Origin of the sequence: Pedobacter polysacchareus, assembly GCF_019802255.1 — a bacterium.
GTDB classification, from domain to species: Bacteria; Bacteroidota; Bacteroidia; order Sphingobacteriales; family Sphingobacteriaceae; genus Pedobacter; species Pedobacter polysacchareus.
This window is the reverse complement of the sequence record NZ_JAHYSS010000004.1, coordinates 397,944-421,571: the sequence shown is the minus strand read 5'-3', so window position 1 is coordinate 421,571 and position 23,628 is coordinate 397,944. Positions and strand designations below refer to the sequence as shown.

15 protein-coding genes are annotated in these 23,628 nt (G+C 41.9%); 1 reads left to right on the top strand and 14 read right to left on the bottom strand.

What is annotated here, in order from left to right; all coding sequences use genetic code 11:
* Positions 1–10: 10 nt before the first annotated feature.
* From K7X70_RS13000 to K7X70_RS12960, 9 genes are all read right to left on the bottom strand, one after another.
* Positions 11–1,831 (bottom strand): alpha-amylase family protein, encoded by a 1,821-nt coding sequence (locus K7X70_RS13000; RefSeq protein WP_255607145.1) that lies wholly within the window; start codon positions 1,829–1,831, stop codon positions 11–13.
* Positions 1,828–4,143 carry a glycoside hydrolase family 65 protein gene (locus K7X70_RS12995; RefSeq protein WP_222537494.1) on the bottom strand — a complete coding sequence of 772 codons (2,316 nt, stop codon included), beginning with the start codon at positions 4,141–4,143 and terminating at the stop codon, positions 1,828–1,830. Before K7X70_RS12995 ends, K7X70_RS13000 begins: the two co-directional genes overlap by 4 nt.
* A 159-nt stretch (positions 4,144–4,302) precedes the next feature.
* Positions 4,303–4,971 carry a beta-phosphoglucomutase gene (gene pgmB, locus K7X70_RS12990; protein ID WP_222537493.1) on the bottom strand — a complete coding sequence of 223 codons (669 nt, stop codon included), beginning with the start codon at positions 4,969–4,971 and terminating at the stop codon, positions 4,303–4,305.
* A gap of 16 nt (positions 4,972–4,987) precedes the next feature.
* Positions 4,988–6,832, bottom strand: a complete 1,845-nt coding sequence (locus tag K7X70_RS12985) for a glycoside hydrolase family 13 protein (protein WP_222537492.1) — start codon at positions 6,830–6,832, stop codon at positions 4,988–4,990.
* A gap of 86 nt (positions 6,833–6,918) precedes the next feature.
* Positions 6,919–7,227, bottom strand: a complete 309-nt coding sequence (locus K7X70_RS12980; RefSeq protein WP_222537491.1) for a cadherin repeat domain-containing protein — start codon at positions 7,225–7,227, stop codon at positions 6,919–6,921.
* Entirely contained in the window at positions 7,208–7,936 is a 729-nt protein-coding gene (locus tag K7X70_RS12975) for a SusE domain-containing protein (RefSeq protein ID WP_222537490.1), read from the bottom strand. Before K7X70_RS12975 ends, K7X70_RS12980 begins: the two co-directional genes overlap by 20 nt.
* A gap of 18 nt (positions 7,937–7,954) precedes the next feature.
* Entirely contained in the window at positions 7,955–9,541 is a 1,587-nt protein-coding gene (locus K7X70_RS12970; RefSeq protein ID WP_222537489.1) for a RagB/SusD family nutrient uptake outer membrane protein, read from the bottom strand.
* An 11-nt stretch (positions 9,542–9,552) separates the two neighbouring features.
* Positions 9,553–12,534: a SusC/RagA family TonB-linked outer membrane protein gene (locus K7X70_RS12965; RefSeq protein ID WP_222537488.1), complete on the bottom strand. Its 2,982-nt coding sequence runs from the start codon at positions 12,532–12,534 to the stop codon at positions 9,553–9,555.
* 579 nt (positions 12,535–13,113) lie between these two features.
* Entirely contained in the window at positions 13,114–14,127 is a 1,014-nt protein-coding gene (locus K7X70_RS12960; protein ID WP_222537487.1) for a LacI family DNA-binding transcriptional regulator, read from the bottom strand.
* A 184-nt stretch (positions 14,128–14,311) separates the two neighbouring features.
* On the opposite strand from K7X70_RS12960, the gene K7X70_RS12955 reads away from it, so the two are divergent.
* Complete coding sequence (locus K7X70_RS12955; protein ID WP_222537486.1) at positions 14,312–15,478, top strand: fatty acid desaturase family protein; 1,167 nt, start codon at positions 14,312–14,314, stop codon at positions 15,476–15,478.
* 36 nt (positions 15,479–15,514) lie between these two features.
* Here K7X70_RS12955 and K7X70_RS12950 read toward each other — a convergent pair whose 3' ends face one another.
* From K7X70_RS12950 to K7X70_RS12930, 5 genes are all read right to left on the bottom strand, one after another.
* A complete protein-coding gene (locus K7X70_RS12950; protein WP_222537485.1) occupies positions 15,515–16,201 on the bottom strand; it encodes a GDSL-type esterase/lipase family protein in 687 nt (228 codons plus the stop codon).
* A gap of 71 nt (positions 16,202–16,272) precedes the next feature.
* Positions 16,273–17,181 carry a glycerophosphodiester phosphodiesterase family protein gene (locus K7X70_RS12945; RefSeq protein WP_255607139.1) on the bottom strand — a complete coding sequence of 303 codons (909 nt, stop codon included), beginning with the start codon at positions 17,179–17,181 and terminating at the stop codon, positions 16,273–16,275.
* 35 nt (positions 17,182–17,216) lie between these two features.
* Positions 17,217–18,632 carry a calcineurin-like phosphoesterase C-terminal domain-containing protein gene (locus K7X70_RS12940; RefSeq protein ID WP_222537484.1) on the bottom strand — a complete coding sequence of 472 codons (1,416 nt, stop codon included), beginning with the start codon at positions 18,630–18,632 and terminating at the stop codon, positions 17,217–17,219.
* 3 nt (positions 18,633–18,635) lie between these two features.
* Complete coding sequence (locus tag K7X70_RS12935) at positions 18,636–20,096, bottom strand: SusD/RagB family nutrient-binding outer membrane lipoprotein (RefSeq protein ID WP_222537483.1); 1,461 nt, start codon at positions 20,094–20,096, stop codon at positions 18,636–18,638.
* A gap of 131 nt (positions 20,097–20,227) precedes the next feature.
* Positions 20,228–23,467 (bottom strand): SusC/RagA family TonB-linked outer membrane protein, encoded by a 3,240-nt coding sequence (locus K7X70_RS12930; protein ID WP_255607137.1) that lies wholly within the window; start codon positions 23,465–23,467, stop codon positions 20,228–20,230.
* Between the last annotated feature and the right edge of the window lie 161 nt (positions 23,468–23,628).

The following is a 23,628-nucleotide window of genomic DNA, read 5'->3' as shown; positions in this document are numbered from 1 at the left end:
GTATTAATAATTAAAATTGAATGATTTGAGCAGTCCCGGGCAGCACTTTTAAATATAGGGATTGCGAAGTGTTTTCTACTTTCTGCTTAGACAATAAATCTATGCTTTCTTTAATTTCCCGGTTTTTCAACAGCAGTCCTGGGATCTCCAGGTTTTTCGCCAGTGTTTGTGTCCGGTCGAAATTAGCAACAATCAGTAACCGCTGACCTTCGGTATACCTCAAAAAGGCATACATGCGCTGTTCTCCAAGCGGAACATCCAGGATGTCACCCTTAGTGATCGCTGCTGAATTGGCGGCGATGTGCATGAGCTCTTTATAAAAACGACGTAAATTTCGCTGCTTTGAATCTAATAACGCACCATCAAAGGCACCATTATTCATCCATTTCTGATGTTCAGGTACACCCCAGTAATCAAAAATCGTAGTTCTGTTGTCTTCTTTTCCAAAACCTTCTATTCCTTTTCCTGGCTCCCCAACTTCCTGTCCAAAATACAGCATCACAGGTCCCGCAGATAAAGTGGCAGAAACAACCATCGCTGGGATAGCATGAACCGCATCTCCCGCAAAACCTGCAGAGGCAATCCGCTCCTCGTCATGGTTCTCCAGAAAGCTCAGCATCCTTTCTCCAAATCCGGCAGTCTGTACCTGCCATACTTTTGAAATATCTTTTACATTCCCTTCCTGCTCATTTCTGATCAGTTTTTTTAAACCATCATATAAACCAACTTTATCATATAGGTAATCAAAATGACCCCTGCTCAGATAGGTATAATAAACTGCCGGGTTATAAGCTTCACCGATAAAAATCAGTCCAGCGTGTTTCTTTTTCAGTTCCGGAATTACCCATTCCCAAAATTCTACAGGCACCATTTCCGCCATATCACAACGGAAACCATCCACACCTTTTGACGCCCAATAGCTCAAAATATCTTTCATTTTAAGCCATACACCAGGGATTGGACTAAAATGCTGCTGCTCCCCATTGGCATAATCCAATCCATAGTTCAGTTTCACCGTTTCATACCAGTCGCCTTTTGAAGGACTCGCAGAAAACACGTTATTTCCGGTCGCTTTGGCCGGACTTTCCTTAAATGTCTGTTTTTCCAGCGGGACTAAAACATTTGCGGCTGACCTGCTGCTGCCCTTTATAGCGGAGCTTTCTGTAACGATGACTTCCGATACCGGAACTACAAAGTCCTTTCCTGGCGTGTAATAGTAATCATTAGCTGGGCTAAAACTTTTAGTGTGGTCGTCCTTCGCACCAAAATCAGTTACTCCTTTCGGCTTTGCCTGAGAATGGTAAGAACGAGCCACATGATTGGGTACAAAATCAATGATTACCTTCATTCCTTTTTGATGTGTTCTTGCGATTAAGTTTTCAAACTCTTTCATTCGGTTTTTCACATCAACTGCCAGATCAGGATCTACATCATAGTAATCACGAATTGCATACGGAGATCCTGCACGTCCTTTTACCACCTCTGCATTATCCATGGGGATGCCAAAAGCACTGTAATCCGTTAGACTGGCATGGGCGATGACACCGGTATACCAGACATGGCTCACGCCTAATTCTTTAATTCCATCCAGCGCCTTGTTGTTGATATCGGCAAACTTGCCGGAACCATTCTGCTGAATAGTTCCGTAAGGGAGGTTCTGACTTTGTTTATTCCCAAATAACCTGGGCAATAATTGATAAATAATAGGTTTACCCTGGGCCATACTATGACTTGAAAATCCGACAATCGTGCATCCTGTTAAAATAATACCAAGGAACATTCCTCTTTTAACCATCAGCTCCTTTTTCTTACTACCGAATGCTCTTATCATACCAATGAGGTCTTGTAAACAATTGTTTTTTCTCCCGGTGGTACAGCGTATTCCTGTTCGAATACCCTTAATGTTAAGCTTTCCTTCGAATAGTTTCTAATGATCAGTTCCGATTCATTGATCTGAACCTTCAGCTGTAATCCTCTGAAACCAATAGTAAAGGAGAAAGCAGCCCAGTTTTTCGGCAAAAAAGGCTGGAAAGACAATTTATCCTCCTTCACACGCATTCCTGCAAAACCTTCTACCACACTCATCCAGGTACCTGCCATTGAAGTAATGTGCAAGCCATCTTCAGTATCGTTGTTATAATCGTCCAGGTCTAAACGTGCGGTGCGCAGGTAAAATTCGTATGCTTTTTCCTCGTCGTTCAGCTTTGCCGCAAGGATACTATGTACACATGGTGATAAAGAGCTTTCATGAACAGTCCTGCTTTCATAGAAGTTGAAGTTCCTTCTCAGCGTTTCCAGGTCATATTCTTCCTCAAAGAAGTACATGCCCTGCAATACGTCAGCTTGTTTGATATAGCAAGAACGTAAAATGCGATCCCAACTCCATTTCTGGTTCAGCGGACGCTGATCTGCAGGTAAATCTTTTACCAGAATCTGCTCTTTGTCCATAAAACCATCCTGCTGCAAGAAGACCTCCTCTCCCTCATGATAAGGATAATACATTTGAGTAGCTACCGAATTCCAGTCTTTAAACTCAGACAATTTCTGCAATTTTGTCTTCTCAACAATTTTCAAATATTGTTCCGGATCCAGCGACTTTACTTTCTCCGCAGCTTCCATCGCATAGGTTAAACACCAGGCGGCTAATTTATTTGTGTACCAGTTGTTGTTGATGTTGTTCTCATATTCATTAGGACCAGTTACGCCAAGCATCACAAATTTGTTTCGCTCTGCACTCCAGTTTACCCTTTGTTTCCAGAATCTGGCAATACCGATCAATACTTCCAGACCATAATCTGCCAGGTATCGCTCATCACCAGTATAACGGATATAGTTGAAAATCGCAAAGGCGATTGCTCCATTTCTATGGATCTCTTCGAAAGTAATTTCCCATTCATTGTGGCATTCTTCGCCATTCATAGTCACCATCGGATACAGGGCCGCACCATTGTTAAAGCCTAATTTAGCGGCATTTTCTATCGCTTTATCCAAGTGTTTATAGCGGTAAACCAATAGATTTTTAGCCACTTCCTGTGGTGCTACCGAAAGGTAGAAAGGAATGCAGTACGCCTCGGTATCCCAATAGGTAGAACCTCCATATTTTTCTCCTGTGAACCCTTTAGGTCCGATATTTAAACGGGCATCTTTGCCAGTATAGGTTTGGTTCAGCTGAAAGATGTTGAATCTGATCGCTTGCTGAGCAGCCACATCACCTTCAATCACAATGTCGCCTTCTTCCCATTTCTGAGCCCATGCAATGGCCTGTTCTTGTTTCAATTGCTCAAAACCTTTCTCCGCAGCCTTCAAAATAGTTGCTTTTGCAGCACTCAATAAATCTGATTTATCATAGTTCTGAGAAGATAAATTGGCTGCGATCTTATACAAATCAATCACCTCATTTTGAGCTAGCACAAAAGAAGCCTGCTGTCCAAGGTATTTATCTTTCGCCACCGGACTTAAAGTTTGCAGTTCCCCATTCTTGAAAATGCTGGTCTGACTTACCGTACAAACGTCAAATTCTGTTTTTTTTGTTCTGAGCACTAAGTAATCGGTATTCACTTCCTGCTGCTGCGCCACTTCCTCCCAGAATTTCTCGTCATAATTCGAGTCCTGGTTTTTCACATCACCATCAATAAATGAAGTGATACTGATCTGGCCTTCAAAATTCAGGGCTTTGATACGGTAATGTAAAGCGGCCACTTCATCATCTACAATACTGCAAAAACGGATCGATTCCACCTGTACCATTTTACCACTTTTCAATTTCGCAGTAAATTGGCGGCTCAAAGTTCCTTCTTTCATGTTCAGTACCCTTTTAAAATCGGTGACTGTGGCAGTATTCAGGTCTAACGTTTCTCCATCAATCTGAATGTTTAAACCAATCCAGTTTGTGGCATTCAGTACTTTAGCAAAATACTCAGGATAACCGTTTTTCCACCAGCCCACCCTGGTTTTATCTGGGTAGTAAACTCCTGCTACGTAATTTCCCTGCAAGGTTTCTCCAGTATAGTCCTCTTCAAAATTGGCACGCTGTCCCATTCTGCCGTTTCCAATACTAAATAAACTCTCTGATATTTTATTTAAATGAGGATCAAAACCTTCCTCAACAATGTTCCACTCGTCTGCTTTTATATAATTTTTCATGGTATATGCTGCTCTGGTATTCCGGCGGTGATGTCACCGGAACACGTTTTCATTTATTTTTTATTCACCTGAGATGCGCTTTAGATTTATCTTTTTATTTATGCTAATTCGGCTTAGCTAGCCGGACAATTAGTACTAAGTAATATGATGAATGTTTTCTTAGTGATTTTTCAATGCTTCAATCTCGCTGATGGTAATTTCCGAAAGGTCATTGATAACTACCTGAGCTCCGGGTAAATGCTCGGCCTTACCGATTCCAACCACCATCATATCTGCTGCAATGGCCGCCTGTACTCCTGCTGCTGCATCTTCAAATACCACACAATTTTCTTTAGCGGTATTCAACAATTCTGCGGCTTTCAAAAACACTTCCGGATCTGGCTTTGAAGTCGTCACGGAATTTCCGTCTACGATGGCATCAAAAAAATGAGCCAATTCTGTCCGTTCCAAAATCAGGGAAGAATTCTTGCTGGCAGAGCCAAGGGCAATTTTAATCCCGGCTGCTTTCAAAGCGGTCAGCAGTTCCAATGCACCCGGCAATACTTCCTGCACCGTCATTTTACTTATCATGGCCACATATTGTTCATTCTTCTTTGCAGCTAATGCTTCTTTTTCTGAAGCTGATTGCTCCACACCGCCCCATTGCAGGATCATGTCCAGAGAGCGCATTCTATTCACGCCTTTCAGCTGCTCATTCTGTAACTCTGTAAAGTCAAAGCCTAAGGAATTGGCCAGCGCTTTCCATGCTTTATAATGATAAACAGCAGTGTCTACCAATACGCCATCCAGGTCGAAAATACAGGCGATAGGTTCTGTAGTATGTTGCATCTATGTATTTATAGTCTTAATTTAATTCTAACACCATTGTGGTCTTTGCAGGAACAGCGATGTTTTTTAAAGTGTTTATTTTCTCTTTTGTGATCACATTGGTGGCAGAACTGGCCTGGCCTAGGCGTTCTTCAAACCTGGAAGTCTCCAGACTTTTCGCCTGATCGTCAATATTGACAATCACCATCACGGTCTTTCCACCTTCCGGCAGGTACCTGAAATAAGTATACATACCATTTTCAGGTACATACTGCATCATTTTCCCGCTTTGTAAAGCCGGGCTATTTTTTCTGTAATTGGCTAGTGTTTTCACAAAGTTCCAGGCTTCATTTTCCTGTGCAGTACGACCTGCGGCAGTAAACTTGTCTGTTTTATCACCCGGCCATCCACCTGGGAAGTCAGAACGTACCAAGCCATCAGGATCAGAATAGTTCTTCATTAAAATCTCTGTTCCGTAATACATTTGAGGGATACCTCTTAACGTTAACAGTAAAGCCATTCCAGATTTATACTTGTCGAGATCTTCTTTCACCATAGAATAAAACCTGCTCATGTCATGGTTGTCCATGAAAATCACGTTACGGTCGGCATTCTGGTATAGAAAATCCTGTGCGATGGTGGTATACAATCTGAATATCCCATCGGTCCAGCCTGATTTCCCATTCAAAGCTTCATAAATTGCATTTTTAAGTACTGCATCTGTTACACCTGGCAACTCGGTATCGAAACCTCTGCTTACGGTATTTCCACCGGTAAAAAAGGCTTGTGCAGCTACAGAATTCACTAATGTTTCGCCAAAAACCGAAAGCGTTGGAAATTCTGCTTTTATCTTGATCGCCCAGTCCCTCATGTAGTCCGGGTCATTATATGGATACGTATCTAACCTTAGTCCGTCGATTCCTGCATCTTCTATCCACCAGATGTGATTTTGAGTCAGGTAATTCTGTACGTAAGGATTTCTTTGGTTGAGGTCAGGCATACTTGGTACAAACCATCCGTCTAACATTTTCTTTTGATCTGCTTTTGAAGCATGAGGATCCATTACCGGCTCATCCCGGTAGCTGGTCTGCGTATATGCTGGCCACTGGTTTACCCAGTCTTTCATTGGCATATCTTTATAGAACCAATGTCCGGTGCCAACGTGGTTGTGTACAATATCTTTCACTACTTTCATTCCCTTTTCATGTACTTTATCTACGAAAGATTTGTATAATGCCAGGTTTCCATAGCGTGGATCTATTTTATAATGATCCGTAGCGGCATAGCCATGATAAGACGCATTGGCCATATCATTTTCAATTTCTGGTGTCATCCAGATGGCGGTTACGCCTAAATCTTTCAGGTAATCCAGTTTATTAATCAATCCTTGTAAATCACCCCCATGACGGTAATACATAGAATCTCTGTTCAATTTAATTTCCTGCATTCCTTTAATCACATCATTTTTGGGATCGCCATTAGAAAATCGATCCGGCATCAGCAGGTAAATCAAGTCTTTGCTGCTTACCCCTTGTATGCGACTTGCGTTGGATGTTCTGTTTTTCAGCTCATAGGTATACTGCAGTACTTTCTTCCCTCCTTTGGTAAATGCGATAGGGAATTTTCCCGCAGCGGCGGATTCCTCAATTTCCAGGTCTACAAATAAGTAGTTAGGATTTTCGACCTTATTTACACCTACCAATTTTACACCTGGGTAATTCAGCTCTACACCCAGCTCAGCGATGCGATCGCCATGAACTAACAATTGAAGTTTAAGGTTTTTCATACCTACCCACCAGTACATTGGTTCAATGCGCTCCAATTTTTGGGCAAAAGTGGTCAGAGAAACACTTAGTAGGAGTAAAAGGATAAGTTTTTTCATGAGCAAAAGATTGAGGTAAGGATATGGATTAAAAAAAACAGATAGTCCAGCAAGACATAAGACTTGTCGGACTACCTGTTCTGGTATTAATTTTTAACGAGTGAGTATTTTAAATTTGGAATATCGAAAGTAACCGTATAATTTCCTGCCGCAGCGACAGCAATATTGCCACCATTAAATACAAGATTGCCACCACTTCCACCATAGTTAAAATCGTAGGCACGATCTGCTCTGAACTTCAATTCTCCAGCCAACAGATTTGCAGTTACTTTATAAGTACCTTTTCCATCATTGATGAATTTCATGTCAATATCACTACCCCATCCCAATGGTGTAGCACTACCTGTCATCGCCCAGATTTTTGACTCTTCAATTTTAAATGCTTTCGTGTTCATATCTACTGTAATCAGTTGCGGACCAGCTTTTGGCGCGGTTAAATTGGCCGCATTTCCTGCACTGCTTAGCAAGCAATCCACCTAAGACACCATAAGAAAGGTCCCAGGTTTTTACCGGCGTAATTTTGAATTCTAACTGAGCAGCTGGGAATACAATAATTCCGAAGTATTTACCATCACTATCAGGAGAAACCAGACTGTCAGCTGTTGCAGGTGCCCATCCTTGGTATGCTCCTGGAGCAAAAATCCATGAAGTGGCCAGGTATGCTGTTGCTTTCAAGGTCAATACATTTGAATAAGTGACTGCATTCGGTGCCGGAGCAGATTTTAAGCGAACTTCCAGTTCTGATGGAACATTTGCTTTTAATCCAAAAGCCAGCATGATGGCATTGATGGCACTTACTGTTGGGGCATAAGTAGTACCTGCGATCACCACCTCCTTAGGGTTAGCAAAATTTCTACCTTTTACATCAATCTGAATGGTAGAAGTTACAGGAACAATAACGCCTGTCACCACCGGAGCAGGAAAGGTAAGAGTGACTGCCGTACTTGTTGCGGCAGCTAAAGATAAATTTAACGTAGTGGTACTTGCAGTTAGCGTACCTGCCGGACTCACATTTGACACCAGCTCTGTTCCATCCTTTTTACAGGACCATAAACCTATGGCCACTAAAACAAAGGAAATATATTTTATAATGTTTGATTTCATCTCAATTTCTGCTTAGGGTTAGTAACCTTTATTTTGAATCAGATTGGTATTGGCAATCAGGTCGGCCAGTGGCAATGGATAGATATTACGTGTCGCAGCTACTCCTTGTCCGGATTTCACGCCACCTTTATAAGGCCATAAATAACCCGCTTCTGTGAACTTGTTATAGCGAACTAAATCTGTACGGCGGAAACCTTCCCAGTACAATTCTCTGCCACGCTCATCCAGGAAGAAATCAACACTGATCGCTGATATATTTCCTGAAGTATTGCCATAAGCACGCTGACGCAGGTTATTCACGTAGGTAATGGCTTGACCGGTGGAACCGCCAGCACCACCACGGGCTACTGCTTCTCCATAGATCAGGTACTGTTCCGCAAGGCGGAATAAAGCAAAATCCAATGAACTGAATTTCCCTTCATTAGAAGGTGCAGGTACACCTTTCGAATCCACATTTCTAAACTTGATCACCCTCAATCCATCGGTAAAAGTATTGACATCATCATTTTCCAGTTTCTGGCCAAAAAACATTGCTCTTTGATCAGTAGTACCGGAATAGTCTGTAAATAATTTAGGCAGATTAATCCTGCTGCGGTTACCGCCCCAACCACCGGTTGGCACACCAAACGAAGTAGGGTTCATGTCTCCGTTAATTGCGGCATTGATCAGGTAAGTTGTTCCACCATCATTCTGCGTATGCAATCCATCATAATTAATGGTCAGGATGTTCTCTTTACTAGTACTTCTGCTGTCTGTTAAAAACAAGTTTTTATAAATCGGTGATAAGCTATAACCACCGTTGATCACTTTACTGGAATAAGTAATGGCATCAGTATATCTGGCTGTACCGGTATAAACCTGAGCATTCAGGTATAACCTGGCTAATAAAGACCAGTCTGCACCTTGATCTGCACGACCATATTCGTTGGTCATTGGTGCTGCAAGTTCTCCTTCAATTGCTTTCAATTCTGACTCTACATATTTGAACAGCTCTGCTCTTTGAATTTGCTTAGGGGCAATTTTCCCAATCAGGTCATTCTCTGTTACAAAAGGAGGATTGGCATAACCATCCATCAATACCCAATATTGGAAGGCACGAAGGAAACGGGCTTCTGCACGATAGCGCTGCACATCTGTTGCATCCTGACCAGTGATTCCACGGCTCGCCAGTTTTTCAGGCGTACTTTCTCTCAGGAAGTCATTACAAACAGTAATCTGATAAATACTTCTGGAGTATAAACCTCTGATAAATACATTTTCTGAGGTCCAGGTCATCTTATCCAGATCCGGGATCCCATCATCATTCCATCCGCAGATGGCTTCATCTGTTGGTAGTTCCTGTGACATCCAGAATAACCTCAGGAAATCTGTAAATCCTGGGTTCAATCCGCCGATATCACTTTCTGCAGAGGCACCGCTTGGGTGCGTCAAAGCATAACTGGCATACAATTTAACCAGCTGGTTTTTATATCCTGCCGGGCCGGCATAAGCCTGATCCGCTACTAAATCATTAGTAGGTCGTAAGTTCAAGGCGTCCTTTTTACATGAGCTGATAAAGACCAGTAAAACGCTTGATATAGTGAATATTTTAAATAAGTTTCTCATCCTGATATAAGTTAAAAGCCAACATTTAAGCCCAATGTATAAGTTCTAGGTCTTGGATATAAGTTGTAATCGATACCCGTTGTAATTTCCGGATCCAATCCTTTATACTTAGTCCACACAAACACATTCTGAACATTTGCCGATATACGAAGGGTGGTATTTCCATTTTTTGAGATCTTACCTGCATCAAATGCCAATCCTGCATTGTCCATTTTCAGGAAGGAAGCATTTTTCATATAGTAATCACTCAGGTATTCATTGTTGGTGAAATTGGTTTTGTACACATCTACATTTGCATTGTTGATCAATCCGCTTGGACTCAAGATATTGCTCCTCACACCGAAGTTAGAAGACACATTATCATAAACGTAGTTACCAATGTTCGCTCTCATTACCGTGCTCAACGTCCATTTTTTATAGCTGAAAGCAGAGTTAAAACCAAAAGTGAATTTTGGATCTGGAGAATGGTAGAAATACTTATCGTTTGCATCTACCACCCCATTGCCGTCAAGATCAGCGTACACCCCTTCTAAAGGCATTCCGTTTGCATCATAAACCTGTTTTTTCACGAAGAAAGATCCAGGAGCCTGGCCAATTGCATTGTACTTGATGTTGTTACCAGTACCACCGGTAATGCCACCAGCATCAATCTTGAAGTTAGGATCAGAATCGAAAGTAAGGTTGGTGACTTCTCTTTTGTTGTAAGCCATATTAAAACCTATATCCCAATTGGTATTTTCAGATTTTATCACTGCAACGTTGATACTGGCTTCTAAACCACGAACGTCCATATTACCCACATTGGTCAGCAAACGGTTGTTGTAATTTGTTCCTGAAGGAATATCTACCGTTGATAAAAGGTCTTTTGTTTTTTTGTAATACACATCTACGCTACCATAAACTCTGTTTTTAAAGAATCCGTAGTCTAATCCTGCATTGTAAGAAGTAGTCGTTTCCCATTTCAAGTCAGGCTCATAAGCCGATGGCGTATAGTAATCGTAAAGAGTATCACCAATCTGATATTGTCCAAAACTGCTATTTTTGAAATACTTGGCCATGTAGTTATAGTTACCAATACCGTCTTTATTTCCGGTCTGACCATAACTTAATCTGAATTTCAAATCAGAGAACACCTTGCTGTCTTTCATAAAATCTTCACCGATCGTTCTCCAGGTAAAACCTACAGAAGGGAAATATCCCCAGCGGTGATCTTCTCCGAATCTGGAAGAACCATCTGCACGCATTGTGGCAGAAAGAATATAATTTTCATCATAAGTATAAATCAAACGACCATAGTAAGAATTCAATTTTTCTCTTTCTACATTAAATAGATTTGTTGGTCTGCTCACTTCAGAAACCCCATCTGCTTTATAGGTTGAAAAACCATAACTGGTGCTGGAGTTGTCATAGTAACCATAACCTGCAGTCACATCGATCCTGCTTTTTAAACTGGCAATATCTTTTGCATAGCTCAAATAAAACTCGGAAACTTTGTTGTTTTGCTCATCTAGGGAGCGGGTTTGGAAACCATCTGTCGAAGCATTTTGTGCCGCATAGGCTGGTACAAGGATTCTGCCGTATCCCTTAGAAATGTCATAACCAAGGTTTAAGTTGGCATGTAATTCCGGAAGGAAGTGAAAGGAATAATCAAATCTGGCATTACCGAAACTTCTTTCTGTTTTACCAGTGTTGTTGCGTAAGCGTGCTAAAGCAACCGGATTACGCGGAGCATTTGGATTTGGCACACCGCCTTTGATCCATTCGAAATAATTACCGTATTGATTATCGGCATTTACCGACTGCGTAGGATCAAACTGAATGGCTGCAGCTCTTGCCGCCTCATTGGCAAACCTCGCCTCTGATAAAGATCCTTTTAAGCTCAGGTCAATTTTCAAATGATCCTTAAACAACCTTGGCGAGATGCTGAATGTACCAGTTGCACGTTCAAATTTGTCAGTGATCAATAAACCCTGTTTGTCCAGGTAACCTGCAGAAACGCGGTAAGGCACATTTTTGAAAATGCCTCCAATACTCAAAGTATTGTCGGTAGAAAAGGCATTTTTATAGATCTCATCCTGCCAGTCTGTATTGGCATTCCCCAATAAAGCTTTGTAAGTATGTGTCGGATCATCGTCGTAGCTCTTGTTTCCAAACTGGTTTACATAAGCACGGATTTGGTCTGCAGAAAGCACGTCTACTTTTTTAGCGACAGTTTCATAAGAGTTATTGGTATTGAAATTAATCACCGGATCTACAGAACTCCCTTTCTTGGTCGTAATGATAATTACCCCGTTAGAAGCTCTTGATCCATAGATGGCGGTTGCATTCGCATCTTTCAGAATGGTAAAGGTCTCAATGTCGTTCGGATTGATCAAAGAAAGCGGACTAGGTGCATTATTAACACTGTTCCCGCTAAATGGAACTCCATCAATCACCACAAGTGGGTCATTACTGGCATTCAAGGAAGCTCCACCACGAATACGGATGGTACTTCCTCCACCTGGCTGTCCACCATTGGAGACTACATTTACCCCGGCTACTTTACCTTGAATCAATTGATCTGGTGAAGTAATGGCTCCCTTCTGGAAATCTTTAGCGCTCACCGTAGCGATGGAGCCTGTTAAATCTTTCTTTTGCTGGGTACCATAACCAATTACGACCACCTCATTCAGGTTTTGCGCGTCAGGTTTAAGGGATAAGTTGAAAACGGTATTACCAGAGATCGTTACTTCCTGCGTTAAAGAAGTATAGCCGATATAGCTGGCAATTACTGTTGCTGCACCATTTGGCAATCCGCTCAGGCGATATTTTCCCGCAGCGTCAGTGGTGGTACTCTTATTGATACTTTTGATCTGGATAGATGCTCCGGGAAGTGGCAACCCGGTCTCATCTAATACTGTTCCAGTTAGTGAACTGGTTTGCGCCTGGGCGGTCAATGTTGCAAGAACAATGAACAGCAATAAACAAGGCTTCAGCAGGTAAAATACTTTCATATTTATAGCTCGTTTTTAGGGTAAATATTTGGTTAGTGTACAGTGTTAGTTATGCTCTTGGTAAATAAGCGAAGCGTAGCTGAGAAATCAAAATATTATATGTTATTTTTTTTTAACACCATATTTAATATCTGAAAAATCAAAAAATGAGATCAAAAATTTGTTTTTATGTTTTCTGAAATATGGCCGTAAAAAATACTAATCATTAATAATCAAGAACTTACAAACAAAAATCAAGTTCCAATGTGTAATTTTTACACTTAGTTGTTTTTGGCCTGTTTTTCGGGAACGATACCGGGAACGTTCCCGAGGTTTTCCACAGCTTTAGGAAAACTTGTGGAAAGCAAGAGACCAAATTCTGCGTAAAATCGGAAAACATGGAAAAGTTTTTGAAAAAAACACCAGTTTTTGGGGGATAAAAAAGCCTGATTTTGAGCGTTAAAAAAGCTGGGGTTTGAGCAGTAAAAAATCTGCCATTTCAGGCTAGGAAAACCCCATAAAAAAAGCCCTGATTTTCTTCCTAAAAAAAGCTGCTTTGTTGACCATCATCCTGAGGTACAGCAGCAGTTTCAATAAAAATTAATCTCGTTCTGTAGATCGCCTTTTGATCAGTTTAGAATTGAGCACAATCTTTTGATTTGGGTTTACCTCTATCGGATTATCCAGCATCTTGAACAAAAGGTTCGCCGCTTCAATTCCTATTTTGGTAGCGGGCTGTGTAATCGTGGTTAAAGAAGGATTCAATAAAGGTGCAATTTCCAGACTGGAGAAACCGATCACCATCAGGTCTTCAGGAATAGAAATTTTCAAGTCGTAGCAGGCATAGTAAGTGGCAAAAGCCAAACGTTCTACTGAAGTAAAGATCCCATCTGGCTTAATTTCCAGCAATAACTTTTTTAAAATCAGGGAATTTTTCGCGTAACTATTGGTGCAGTCTACCACCAGGCGATCTTCAAAAGGAATTTCGTATTTCGCCAGGGCATCAATATAGCCCTGCATCCTGAACTTACCGATGGATAAATTCTTATTGATCACCAGGTAGGCAATCTTTTTACAGCCTTGCTTGATCAGATGCTCTGTTGCCGAAAAACTGCTGTCGTAATCATTCGTAATGACCCTTGGCGTAATGATGTCTTCATAAACACGATCGAAAAACACCAGAGGCAGGCGCTCCTGACTCAACTCATTCAGGTAGGTATGGTCATTTGCTTCCCCGGAAACCGACATAATGATCCCATCCGCTCTGCCATTGTGCAAATGTCGGATGAAAGAAACTTCTTTCTCATAATCATCATCGGTGGCATAGATTAAAATATGATAGCCCTTCCCTCTCGCAATTTTTTCAATGCCATGAATGGCCTGGGAGAAAAAATTGTTCGCCAGCTCAGGAACAATTACCGCAATCGTTTTACTTTTCTGCTCCCTAAGGTTACTTGCATAGTGATTGGGCTGATAGTTTAACTCCTTTGCCTTCGACAGGATTTTCTCCTTCGTTTCCTTACTGATGTCACTATTGTCTCTAAAAGCCCTGGAAACCGTTGAAGTAGATAAATTCAGGGCCTTAGCTAGTTGCTTGATATTGATGCGCTCCATCTATTGCCAAAAACGGTTGATATATAACCATTAATTTAGGGTAAATATAGATGAAAATCTAAACTGCTCGCATTTTCGTAACTAAATAATAATATAGGAAATAAACATTCTGGTATTAATTGTGCTACATTAGCTGAAAATAGAGGGAGATTAAGCCATACATTCAGTACGGACAAAATAATTTATGGCGAGAAAGATCAAGTTTACAAACACCAGTAAATCAACATTTTATACTACAGTACGAAAACGAGTTGATGCTTATTTTATAGCAAATAACACCACCAGCTATGCCAATCCGGCGATGTGGTTCAAAGTTTTTTTCTTCCTTACCGGCTTAACGGGCATTTATCTGGGCCTGTTATTGGGTAACTTCAGCGCGCCTGTAATGTTATTACTGTCCATTATGCTGGGCGTATTTGGTGCCTTCGTTGGTTTTAACGTTTGCCATGATGCCATCCATAAAGCACTATCTCCTTACCCTGCAGTAAATAAAATTTTCAGTTTTATATTTAATTTATTGGGCGCAAGTCCTTATGTCTGGAACATTACCCATAATATTGTTCACCATACCTATACGAATATCGCAGGTCATGATGAGGATATTGATGTGGCTCCAGGATTAATCCGCTTTTCCAACTCAGAAACGGTAAACAAAGTGCAGCAATACCAGCATTTTTATGCTTTTGCGCTTTACAGTCTGGCCATGCTTTCCTGGGTATTTAGAAAAGACTACAAGAAATTCTTTCAGAAAAAAGTGGGTGAACATGTATTGAGCCATCCGAAAATCGAATACTTCAACCTGTTTTTTTATAAAGCCATTTATTACTTTCTGTTTATTGTACTGCCTTTATTGGTGATGAACATTACCTGGTGGCAATTTATCATTGGTTTCCTGGCGATGCAATTTGCCCAGGGACTGGTATTAGGACTGGTATTCCAACTGGCCCACGTGGTAGAGTCTACAGAATTTCCTATGCCCAATGAAGATGGCAACATTGAAGAGGCCTGGGCAGCGCACCAATTACAGACAACGGCTAATTTTGCCGTTAACAGCTCCCTGGCTGCGTTCTTATGCGGTGGTTTAAACAGACAGGTAGAACACCATTTATTCCCTAAAATCTGTCACATCCACTACCCTGCCATCAGCAAAATTGTGAAAGAAACCGCAGCAGAATATGATCTGCCTTATAATGAATGTATTACTTTCAGCGACGCTTTAAAATCTCATTACAAGATGTTAAAGAAGTTGGGAAAAGAAACTTATAAGACAGACCGCTATGTGAACAGGGAAGTGATTCCTTTCCCTGCGCCGGTATTCCTCGCTGCTAAACCTGTTGCGATTCGCAGCTAATCCGCTAAAGGAAGTATTTCAATACTTACAGAAAACCTATTTAAGGTAATTTCCGGCGCGAAGGACTTTTGCCCATTCCTGGTAGCCTGCTTCATTGAGGTGTAATCCGTCGTAGCTCAGATTCTCTTTAAGCTGACCTTCAACGTCTACAAAATAACGGTACAAGTCGATCACCCCTACATTTTTAGCGGCCAGTTTTTTGATTTCTGAATTGACCCACTTGATGTGAGCAGCCTTTCCTTTATGCTTTTGAAAGTTTGTATTCTGATTCACCGGTAATACAGTAAAGAAATATATTTTGGAAGAAGATCCTGCCTTGATCCTTTGTACCATGCGTTTATAATTCTGCACGATCATCGAATCAGGGATTTCCCTGGAAATGTCGTTCGTCCCGATCAGGATAAATATCTTACGGGGATTGGCGTCAATGATTTCTTGCAGACGATTCAACACGCCAAAGGTAATGTCACCAGAAATCCCTCTATTCTTCGCATTGGGCATATCCAGTAATTTTGCCCAGTTGGTGCCCGCAGTAATGCTATTTCCTAAAAAGACGATATCACCCTTAGCCAATGGCTCCGCTTTAAACTTTTCCAGTCGCTCCACGTAACCTTTGGACCTGTAACCAGTATCCAGTTTTGTCCCCTGGGCATGGGCACAAATTGGTGATAAAAGAAAGATCAGGCAAATGCTGCAGATCAGGTTTCGAAATATTGTTTTCATATACCTGCTAAACTACGAATTACCTGATCTTTTTGAAAGCTTCAAATGCTGCTAAAATCTAAGCTTAAGAACTAGGGTATCAACAGATTCGGATAATCAGAAATGATGCCATCTACCTTTAAATCTTTCAGTTCCTGAATCTCTTTTGCCGAATTTACCGTCCATGGAATCACTTTAATCTCTCGATCATGGCATTTCCTGACCAATTCTGTGTTGACCATTTTATAATACGGGCTCAGGATGAAAGGTGAAAAGCCCAGATCAGCCATATTCTCTTCAAAGCTTTTTGTATTCGCCACCAGATAAGAGGTCCTGACCTTCGGATGCTTTTTATTTAACACCTGTAATGTCCGCTTGTCAAAAGACTGGATGACTACAAATGGAGTGATTCCTTTTTTCTCTAATACTGCCATGAGCAGTTTTACAAATGTTTCAGGATCCGGATTCAATACCCCATCCCCTTCCGGTCCGCATTTTGTTTCTATATTATAGAACATCTGCTTTTTGCCCCTTTGTTCTATATACAGCTGTACCGAGTCAATCAATTCCTCCAGACGGGGAATAAACGTTTTTATCTTTTCTTGCTGAGGAAAGGCTGGGTAAGGTTTCGACCCCAGGTCAAAGCTTTTCAATTGCACATAAGTCATTTGATACACCGGGTATTTTTTAGCATCCCCGGGAAGGAGTTCCTTTCCATTTGCATCCAGCATAAACGCCGGACTTAAATAATCATCATGCGTCACCACCACTTCTCCATCTTTGGTCACGTGGGTATCCATTTCTAAGGTGGTAATACCCAGGTCTATCGCCTTTTTCATGGCTATAATGCTGTTTTCAGGCATCAGCCCACGGGCGCCACGATGACCTTCCGTACTAAAAGAAGGGAATTCTGCCTGTGCGCTTACTTTTACCTGTGCCATCAGCCCTGCCGGAGCTAATCCGATCACAGCAGCACACATCAATAAGGAGGTAATTTTCATAGTTTTCAATTTATATTGATCAATGATTTATGATTTTAAGTACAAGACATTTCCTGACGATATTCATTTCCAAAGCGATCTGTAGCCAATACGCTTACAGTTTTCACCGAAGGGTCGAAGTGGGCGGTAAACAAATGGTCTATTTTCTGTGGTTCTGCAAAGGTCCTTCCCAGCGGCAGCTGATCCCCAAGATACAGCTTAACTGCTAAAGGATCAAAGCCCTTCTGCTGTTCCATTGGCCCCATTAAGCGGCCGTCCAGGAAATAAACAACTTTCCATTCCGGGTCCCAGTTCCATACATTCGCCAGCAAACGGGTCTGGTTGGTCAGCTGATCCACATAAACTCGCATTTGCTCCTGCTTATCTTTCCCCGTTGATTTATAATACCATTTCAATTCATTTCCGGAAACTTCATATACCCCATATCCTCTTGGAGTGCCATCACTGCAGATCGGGCCAGTCCACCAGGCACCACAAACCGTACCATGGTTGTGCTCATAAATGCCATTTTGAATGTGGTTGGCATTGTAATGGGTATGGCCTGACATGATGTGGACATTTTTATACCCTTCCAGCAGCGCATAAAATTCCGTGTTGTTCTTTACCGAATTGTATACCGGGATGTGTAAGTTGATGATCAATAGCTGATCTTTCGATACCTGCTGTAAGTCTTTTTCCAGCCAGGCCAATTGGTTTTCGGAGATAAAACCATCATATTCCCGTTCCTTACCCAGGTAACGCACATTGTCTAAAACCACATAATGCGCCTGCCCTCTATTGAAAGAATAATAAGTAGGCCCATAAATCTCTTTAAAAGTACGATCGGAAGTCTCATCTCCGCCCATGCGGTAATCCATATCATGGTTTCCTAAGGCCTGAAAAAATGGAATGTTCATCTGTGCCACCGCAGCATTGTAATCTTCAAACAGCGCATGGTTGTCCCATACCAGATCACCTACGCCAATCCCATGGATCAGTGGATCAGCCCCTAATGCAGCCACCAGCTGCTGCACATCAGGAACGGAAGTTTCCATCATCTGAGCCACATCCTTCTTGTTCTTTACCTGTGGATCTGCCCAGATGATAAAGCCATGCTGCTGGTCGTCCTTTTTTAAACGTTTCAGATCAAAATGATAGTCTGTTCTGCTGCCCAGGGTATGATAGTGACTGGCTAAACTTGCTTTTTTCGGGAACTCATAACCTGCAGGTGTACTCAGCCAAACGGTAGCAGCCATTGGATGGGTTGTGAGCTTATAATTTCCTTTGGCATCCGTCAGTACCACGGAATACCCATCAGAGACCACTACATTGGCCAGGCCTTTTTTTCCTGCAGTGACCCTGCCTTTAATGGCATTCCCCCTTTGCAGCTGCGCAAAAGCTTCATGATTCAAGCTGACTACCAAACCGGTAGTCAGCAAGCTAAAATTCTGTATAAATCGTCTTCTGTTCATGATTTATTTCTCCCACCAAACTTTTGTCATCACGTTATCTCCACCGATTCGCTCGGCAGCAATTCTATAATTTTCCGGATTAAACCTGCGCACATCATTGTGGTACACAAAGCGCGTAGGCATCACTCCATTGTGCAGCATAAATTCTGTTTTCGGCAATTTAGGGAAACCTGTACGGCGGTATTCAAACCATTGCTGGTAATCATTAAAGAATAATGCTAGATATTTTTGATTCATAATCTGCTCCAATGTGCCTTTAAAAATCGCATTAGGATTCAGGAAATAATCAGCAGGCATCACACCATTAGGCCATTGTGTCACCGCAGCAGTCACTCCTTTTTCATAAGCAGTTTTAGCTGATGGCAGATCTCCGGTTACTAAAGCAACTTCAGCTTTGATAAATTCTACTTCTGCATAGCTCATCAGCACCTCATTAATTGGCGTTCCTACAGCAGATGGGAACATTAAATCACCATTAGGTCCGCTTGGCGTAAAACCGAATTGTGAATCCTGTCCGGAATGTCCGGCAGGATATCCTTTAAAACCCTGGTCTACCGGTAATTTATTTACAATTTTGTAAGCTCTGGTCATAAACAGCGCTCTTCTAGGATCGTTCAGCCCATTCAGCATTTCTACAAAAAACTCTCCCATGGCTTCAGAATTCACATAATCCTGACGTCTGCCCCAGGCATAATCGTAAGGTGCAATTCCAGAAACCTTCACTATCGCTGCTTCCGCATTGCTGGCAAATACCGGATATTTTACCGGATCAGCAATCATGGCTTTCAAGCGTTCATAACTTTTAAATTCAGTTCTTTTCGAAAGACGCAGCAGCATGCGCATCAGCAGGGAATTGTTGAACTTCTGCCAGTTTTCTTTTTTATTGGCATATAAAAAGTCATTGCCAGACATGGCACCTTTTTCCGTTGCATAAATGGCATTTGCTTCTTCCAGCTGCTGCAGTAAAGCAACATAGATTTCTTCCTGTGTATCAAATCGGGGCTGAGTAATCTTTTCTTCTGCACGCATCGCTTCCGAGAAGGGAACATCACCAAAGCTATCAGTCAGGATTCCGGTGATATAGGCTTTCATCGTAGTGGCAACTGCCTTATAAACCGGCATATTGAACACCTTTGCCGAAGCTTCCATCTCCTTTACATTGCGCAGGTATTTATAGCAATTGTTCCAGGTACCATTTCCTTCAGATTCTTGTACATCATAGCGATGAATACCGGCAGCAAGACTAGGATTAGGCATCCCTACCTGCATGATCTGCCAGGTAAAATTATAGCTTCTTACGGTAAAATAAGTGCTCATACCATATAGGGTTGGCGTCAATAAACTTCCCGGAACAGCAGTCTGCACCAAGTTGGGGTTGGTATTCAGTTCTTCAAAATCCTTCGTACAAGAAGAAAAAACCATTAGATTTACTAAAGCAAAAATGGCTGTTATCTTTATTTTCATTAGATTATATTTTTTGTAACCTTTTATATTTTTCCGGCCGGAGGCCATTTATTTTATCATTTGCTGAATCAGTCCAGCTTAACTTCTGAGTAATTCCAGATGGCTTCCCGATGATTCAGGAAGCGGTCTGATTATAACTGCAGCCTTAAGTTCAATCCAAAAGTCCTGGTACTTGGCAATTGGCCCATTTCCACACCTGGCATGATGGTCGAACCATTCAATGCTGCTGTTTCCGGATCAAAAGCCGGGAATTTAGAGATCATCGCCAGGTCTCTGCCATATAATGCAATGGTAGCGCCGGTAATATTCATTTTCCTGGTCCAGTTTTTTGGCAATCGGTATTCAATTCTAGCCTCTCTCAACTTCAGGTAAGAAGCATCAAAGCTGTTTGTTTCTACGTTCGCACGACGGTAATAATCGGCATACCAGGTAGCCACTGGTACTTTAGTCGTATTTGGCGAAAAGCTGCCATCAGGATTCTGTACCACGCCATCACCAATTACGCCACCTTCTTCCCTACCGGCAAGCGTGTGTTTTAGCTTTCCTTGTTCCGTCATTTTGTGGTGGGTCTGAGAATAAACAATACCACCAAACTGGCCATCAACCAATACGCTTAGGGTAAAATCTTTATACCTGAACTCATTGTGGAGACCACCGCGCCAGTCTGCATACGCATTCCCGATTTTCTTCATATCTGTAGGACGAACCGCAAATCCTGTTTTCTTGTCAAAGATCACATCGCCATTGTCGTTGCGAACCAAGCCGTAACCCCATAAATCACCAGTAGTACCGCCAACAGTCGCAATAATAGAAGCCGCGCCAGAGCCACTTTGTGCAATAATCTGCTGTGCGCTCAATACATCTTTACTCAATTCCAGAATTCTGTTCTGGTTTTTCGACCAGGTAAGGGTAGTAGTCCAGGTAAAATCTGCTGATACCACCGGCTTAGCACTCAGCATCAGCTCTATTCCTTTATTACGCACTTTACCACCATTCACAAACCCTTTAGAATAACCGGTAGTGATGTCTAATGGCACTAATAAAACCTGGTTGCTGGTAGTGGAAACATATAAGTTTACATCGGCAGTAATTCTGTTATTTAGTAAAGCAACATTGGCACCTGTTTCCCATGAAGTAGACATTTCTGGTTTCAAGTTGTCATTGAATAAAGTTCCCGGTGCTTCAGCGGAACCTGGAAACAGCGAAGAACCATAATATTTTTGTGTACGATAAGGTTCTGTATCCGAGCCAATCTGTGCCCATGAAAGTCTGACTTTAGCGAAAGAAATGGCTTTAGGCATTTTGAACATATCCGATAAAATATAACTGGTACTTACCGAAGGATAGAAATAAGAATTATTTCCCTTTGGTAAGGTAGATGACCAGTCGTTACGGCCTGTTATGTCCACATAAATTTTCTTATCCCAATCCAGGTTGATCAATCCGAAAGCGCTTTGTGTTTCCCTTTTGATCAATTCATTTTCCGCAAGTGCATTGGTTAAAGCATTCGACAGTTTATATACTCCCGGAGATAGCAGTCCGCGTACAACAGAATTGTTTTCCTTTAAGGTTCTTCTCATTAAGTTTCCACCAAAGGACGCACGTAAACCCAATTTAGGAGTCAATGTTTTGGTATAGCTTAACAAGGCATCCGTATTGTACTCCTGAAAGTTCACATCCTGTTGTTTGTAATAGCCCAATGGGAAATTTGAAGTGTCGAAAGTACGACGCTGCTCACGGGCATCCACACGCATGTTTAATCCGGAACGAACCATCAATTCCCAGTCCTTATTAAAAGTATAGAGCCCCTGCAGGTTCCCTTCCAGGTTCGTGCTGTTCAGGCTATTTGTCATTTCATTGGCAATCAAATAAGGATTTTCGATGTAAGAGCTGAAAGGATGAATCTGTTTCAATTGCTCCTGACCTTTCTTCCACATTGGTTTATACCAATCCAGGTCCACATTCGGGTTCTGGAAAATCATAAAGTAAGCGATCGACTGTCCGTTGTATCCTGTTCCTGGAAGGTTATCACTGGTTTTATTGGTATAACTGATCTTTCCATTCAGTTTCATTTTCTTAGAAATCTGCATACTGGTATTCAGGGAGGCCACCAATCTTTCAAATCCTGTATTTGGCATAATCCACTCATTTTTAGTATGGGTGATGGAAGCTCTTGCCGTAAAATTATCGGTACCACCATCCAGGGCTACGCCATTCTGCAGCGTAAAACCGTTGCGCCAGTATCCTTTGATATTGTCTTTATAAGGAACCCATGGCGTACGTGTCAAACCCTGACCTTCTAAATTAGGATCATATTGAAAATAGCTCTGTCCATTAAATTTTGGTCCGAACGCACTGGAAGTCGCACTGGTATTCACCCCGTCGGCAGAAGCGCCATAAGAATAGTACAATTCTCCTGCAGCATTTCTATTGTCATTTCCCTGCCCATACTCATATTGATAATCCGGCCAGCGCAATACATCATTAATACTGGTATTGGAGTTAAAAGTAATGCCCAGTCCTTTTTCCCTTTTACTCCCTGATTTGGTGGTGATGATTAAGGCACCATTTTGTGCCCTGCTGCCATAAAGCGCAGCCGCAGCAGCCCCTTTCAATACCGTTACTGAGGCAATATCATCTGGGTTGATATCAGAAATCCCATTACCAAAATCGATTGGAATGTCTTTATCCGCACCGGAAGAACCGGCACCATACGCATCACTTACTCCTGAACTCGCACTACGGGTTAAGATCGGCACCCCATCTACCACGATGAGCGCTTCGTTATTACCACTCAGGGAACGATCGCCGCGAAGGTTAATTCGCGCACTGTTGATCGGTCCTGAACCGGTTTGTGTCAAGGTCATTCCTGGCACTTTACCTTTTAAGGCGTCCGACCAGTTATTGGAGGGCGCATCTGAAATTTCTTTTCCACTCACTACGGTTGCCCCAAATCCTAAAGATTTTGCTTCCCGTTTGATCCCTAATGCCGTAACCACTACCTCATTCAGCTCGCTGCTGGATTCTCCAAGAGAAATCAGTACCTGACTCTGGTTTTCAGAAAATGTCCTGCTGACTACATTGTACCCGATCATATTAAAAGACAGTGTGCTTCCTTTCGGAATACTGATACTAAAAGCACCGTCGCCATTGGTGGCCCCCAGTACTTTTCGGTGCTGATCACTGATGGTGACACCCGGTAAAGGCTGTCCATCTTTTTGATCTTTAACTACCCCCTTAATCGTCACCGTCTCCTGTAAAATAATGCGCGGTTTAACTACTGCTGCAGCGCTCAGCGACTGGCCGGCCGGTACAATGGCCATGGCCAGGAAAAATGCCTTGGTAAAAGTTTTCTTCATTATAGTTTTCAATTGTGTGTGTTTAACAGAATGGAGCTTCACATTTCGTTTCATTTCCATTCTGCCTTTCACCGCAAATATCCCCCTATTACTATTACCCGAATATTATGGATAGGTTAACTTCAGCTGCAAAAACCACTCAATTAATATGAAAAAAGGCCTTTTCAGACCTA

Excerpts from the sequence above, each read along its gene's own strand:
- K7X70_RS12975 (WP_222537490.1), bottom strand. The coding sequence starts at position 7,936 with ATGAAATCAAACATTATAAAATATATTTCCTTTGTTTTAGTGGCCATA.
- K7X70_RS12935 (WP_222537483.1), bottom strand. The coding sequence starts at position 20,096 with ATGAAAATAAAGATAACAGCCATTTTTGCTTTAGTAAATCTAATGGTT.
- K7X70_RS12970 (WP_222537489.1), bottom strand. The coding sequence starts at position 9,541 with ATGAGAAACTTATTTAAAATATTCACTATATCAAGCGTTTTACTGGTC.
- K7X70_RS12945 (WP_255607139.1), bottom strand. The coding sequence starts at position 17,181 with ATGAAAATTACCTCCTTATTGATGTGTGCTGCTGTGATCGGATTAGCT.
- pgmB (WP_222537493.1), bottom strand. The coding sequence starts at position 4,971 with ATGCAACATACTACAGAACCTATCGCCTGTATTTTCGACCTGGATGGC.
- K7X70_RS12955 (WP_222537486.1), top strand. The coding sequence starts at position 14,312 with ATGGCGAGAAAGATCAAGTTTACAAACACCAGTAAATCAACATTTTAT.
- K7X70_RS12995 (WP_222537494.1), bottom strand. The coding sequence starts at position 4,143 with ATGAAAAATTATATAAAAGCAGACGAGTGGAACATTGTTGAGGAAGGT.
- K7X70_RS12950 (WP_222537485.1), bottom strand. The coding sequence starts at position 16,201 with ATGAAAACAATATTTCGAAACCTGATCTGCAGCATTTGCCTGATCTTT.
- K7X70_RS12985 (WP_222537492.1), bottom strand. The coding sequence starts at position 6,832 with ATGAAAAAACTTATCCTTTTACTCCTACTAAGTGTTTCTCTGACCACT.
- K7X70_RS12965 (WP_222537488.1), bottom strand. The coding sequence starts at position 12,534 with ATGAAAGTATTTTACCTGCTGAAGCCTTGTTTATTGCTGTTCATTGTT.
- K7X70_RS12980 (WP_222537491.1), bottom strand. The coding sequence starts at position 7,227 with ATGAACACGAAAGCATTTAAAATTGAAGAGTCAAAAATCTGGGCGATG.
- K7X70_RS12960 (WP_222537487.1), bottom strand. The coding sequence starts at position 14,127 with ATGGAGCGCATCAATATCAAGCAACTAGCTAAGGCCCTGAATTTATCT.
- K7X70_RS12940 (WP_222537484.1), bottom strand. The coding sequence starts at position 18,632 with ATGAACAGAAGACGATTTATACAGAATTTTAGCTTGCTGACTACCGGT.
- K7X70_RS13000 (WP_255607145.1), bottom strand. The coding sequence starts at position 1,831 with ATGATAAGAGCATTCGGTAGTAAGAAAAAGGAGCTGATGGTTAAAAGA.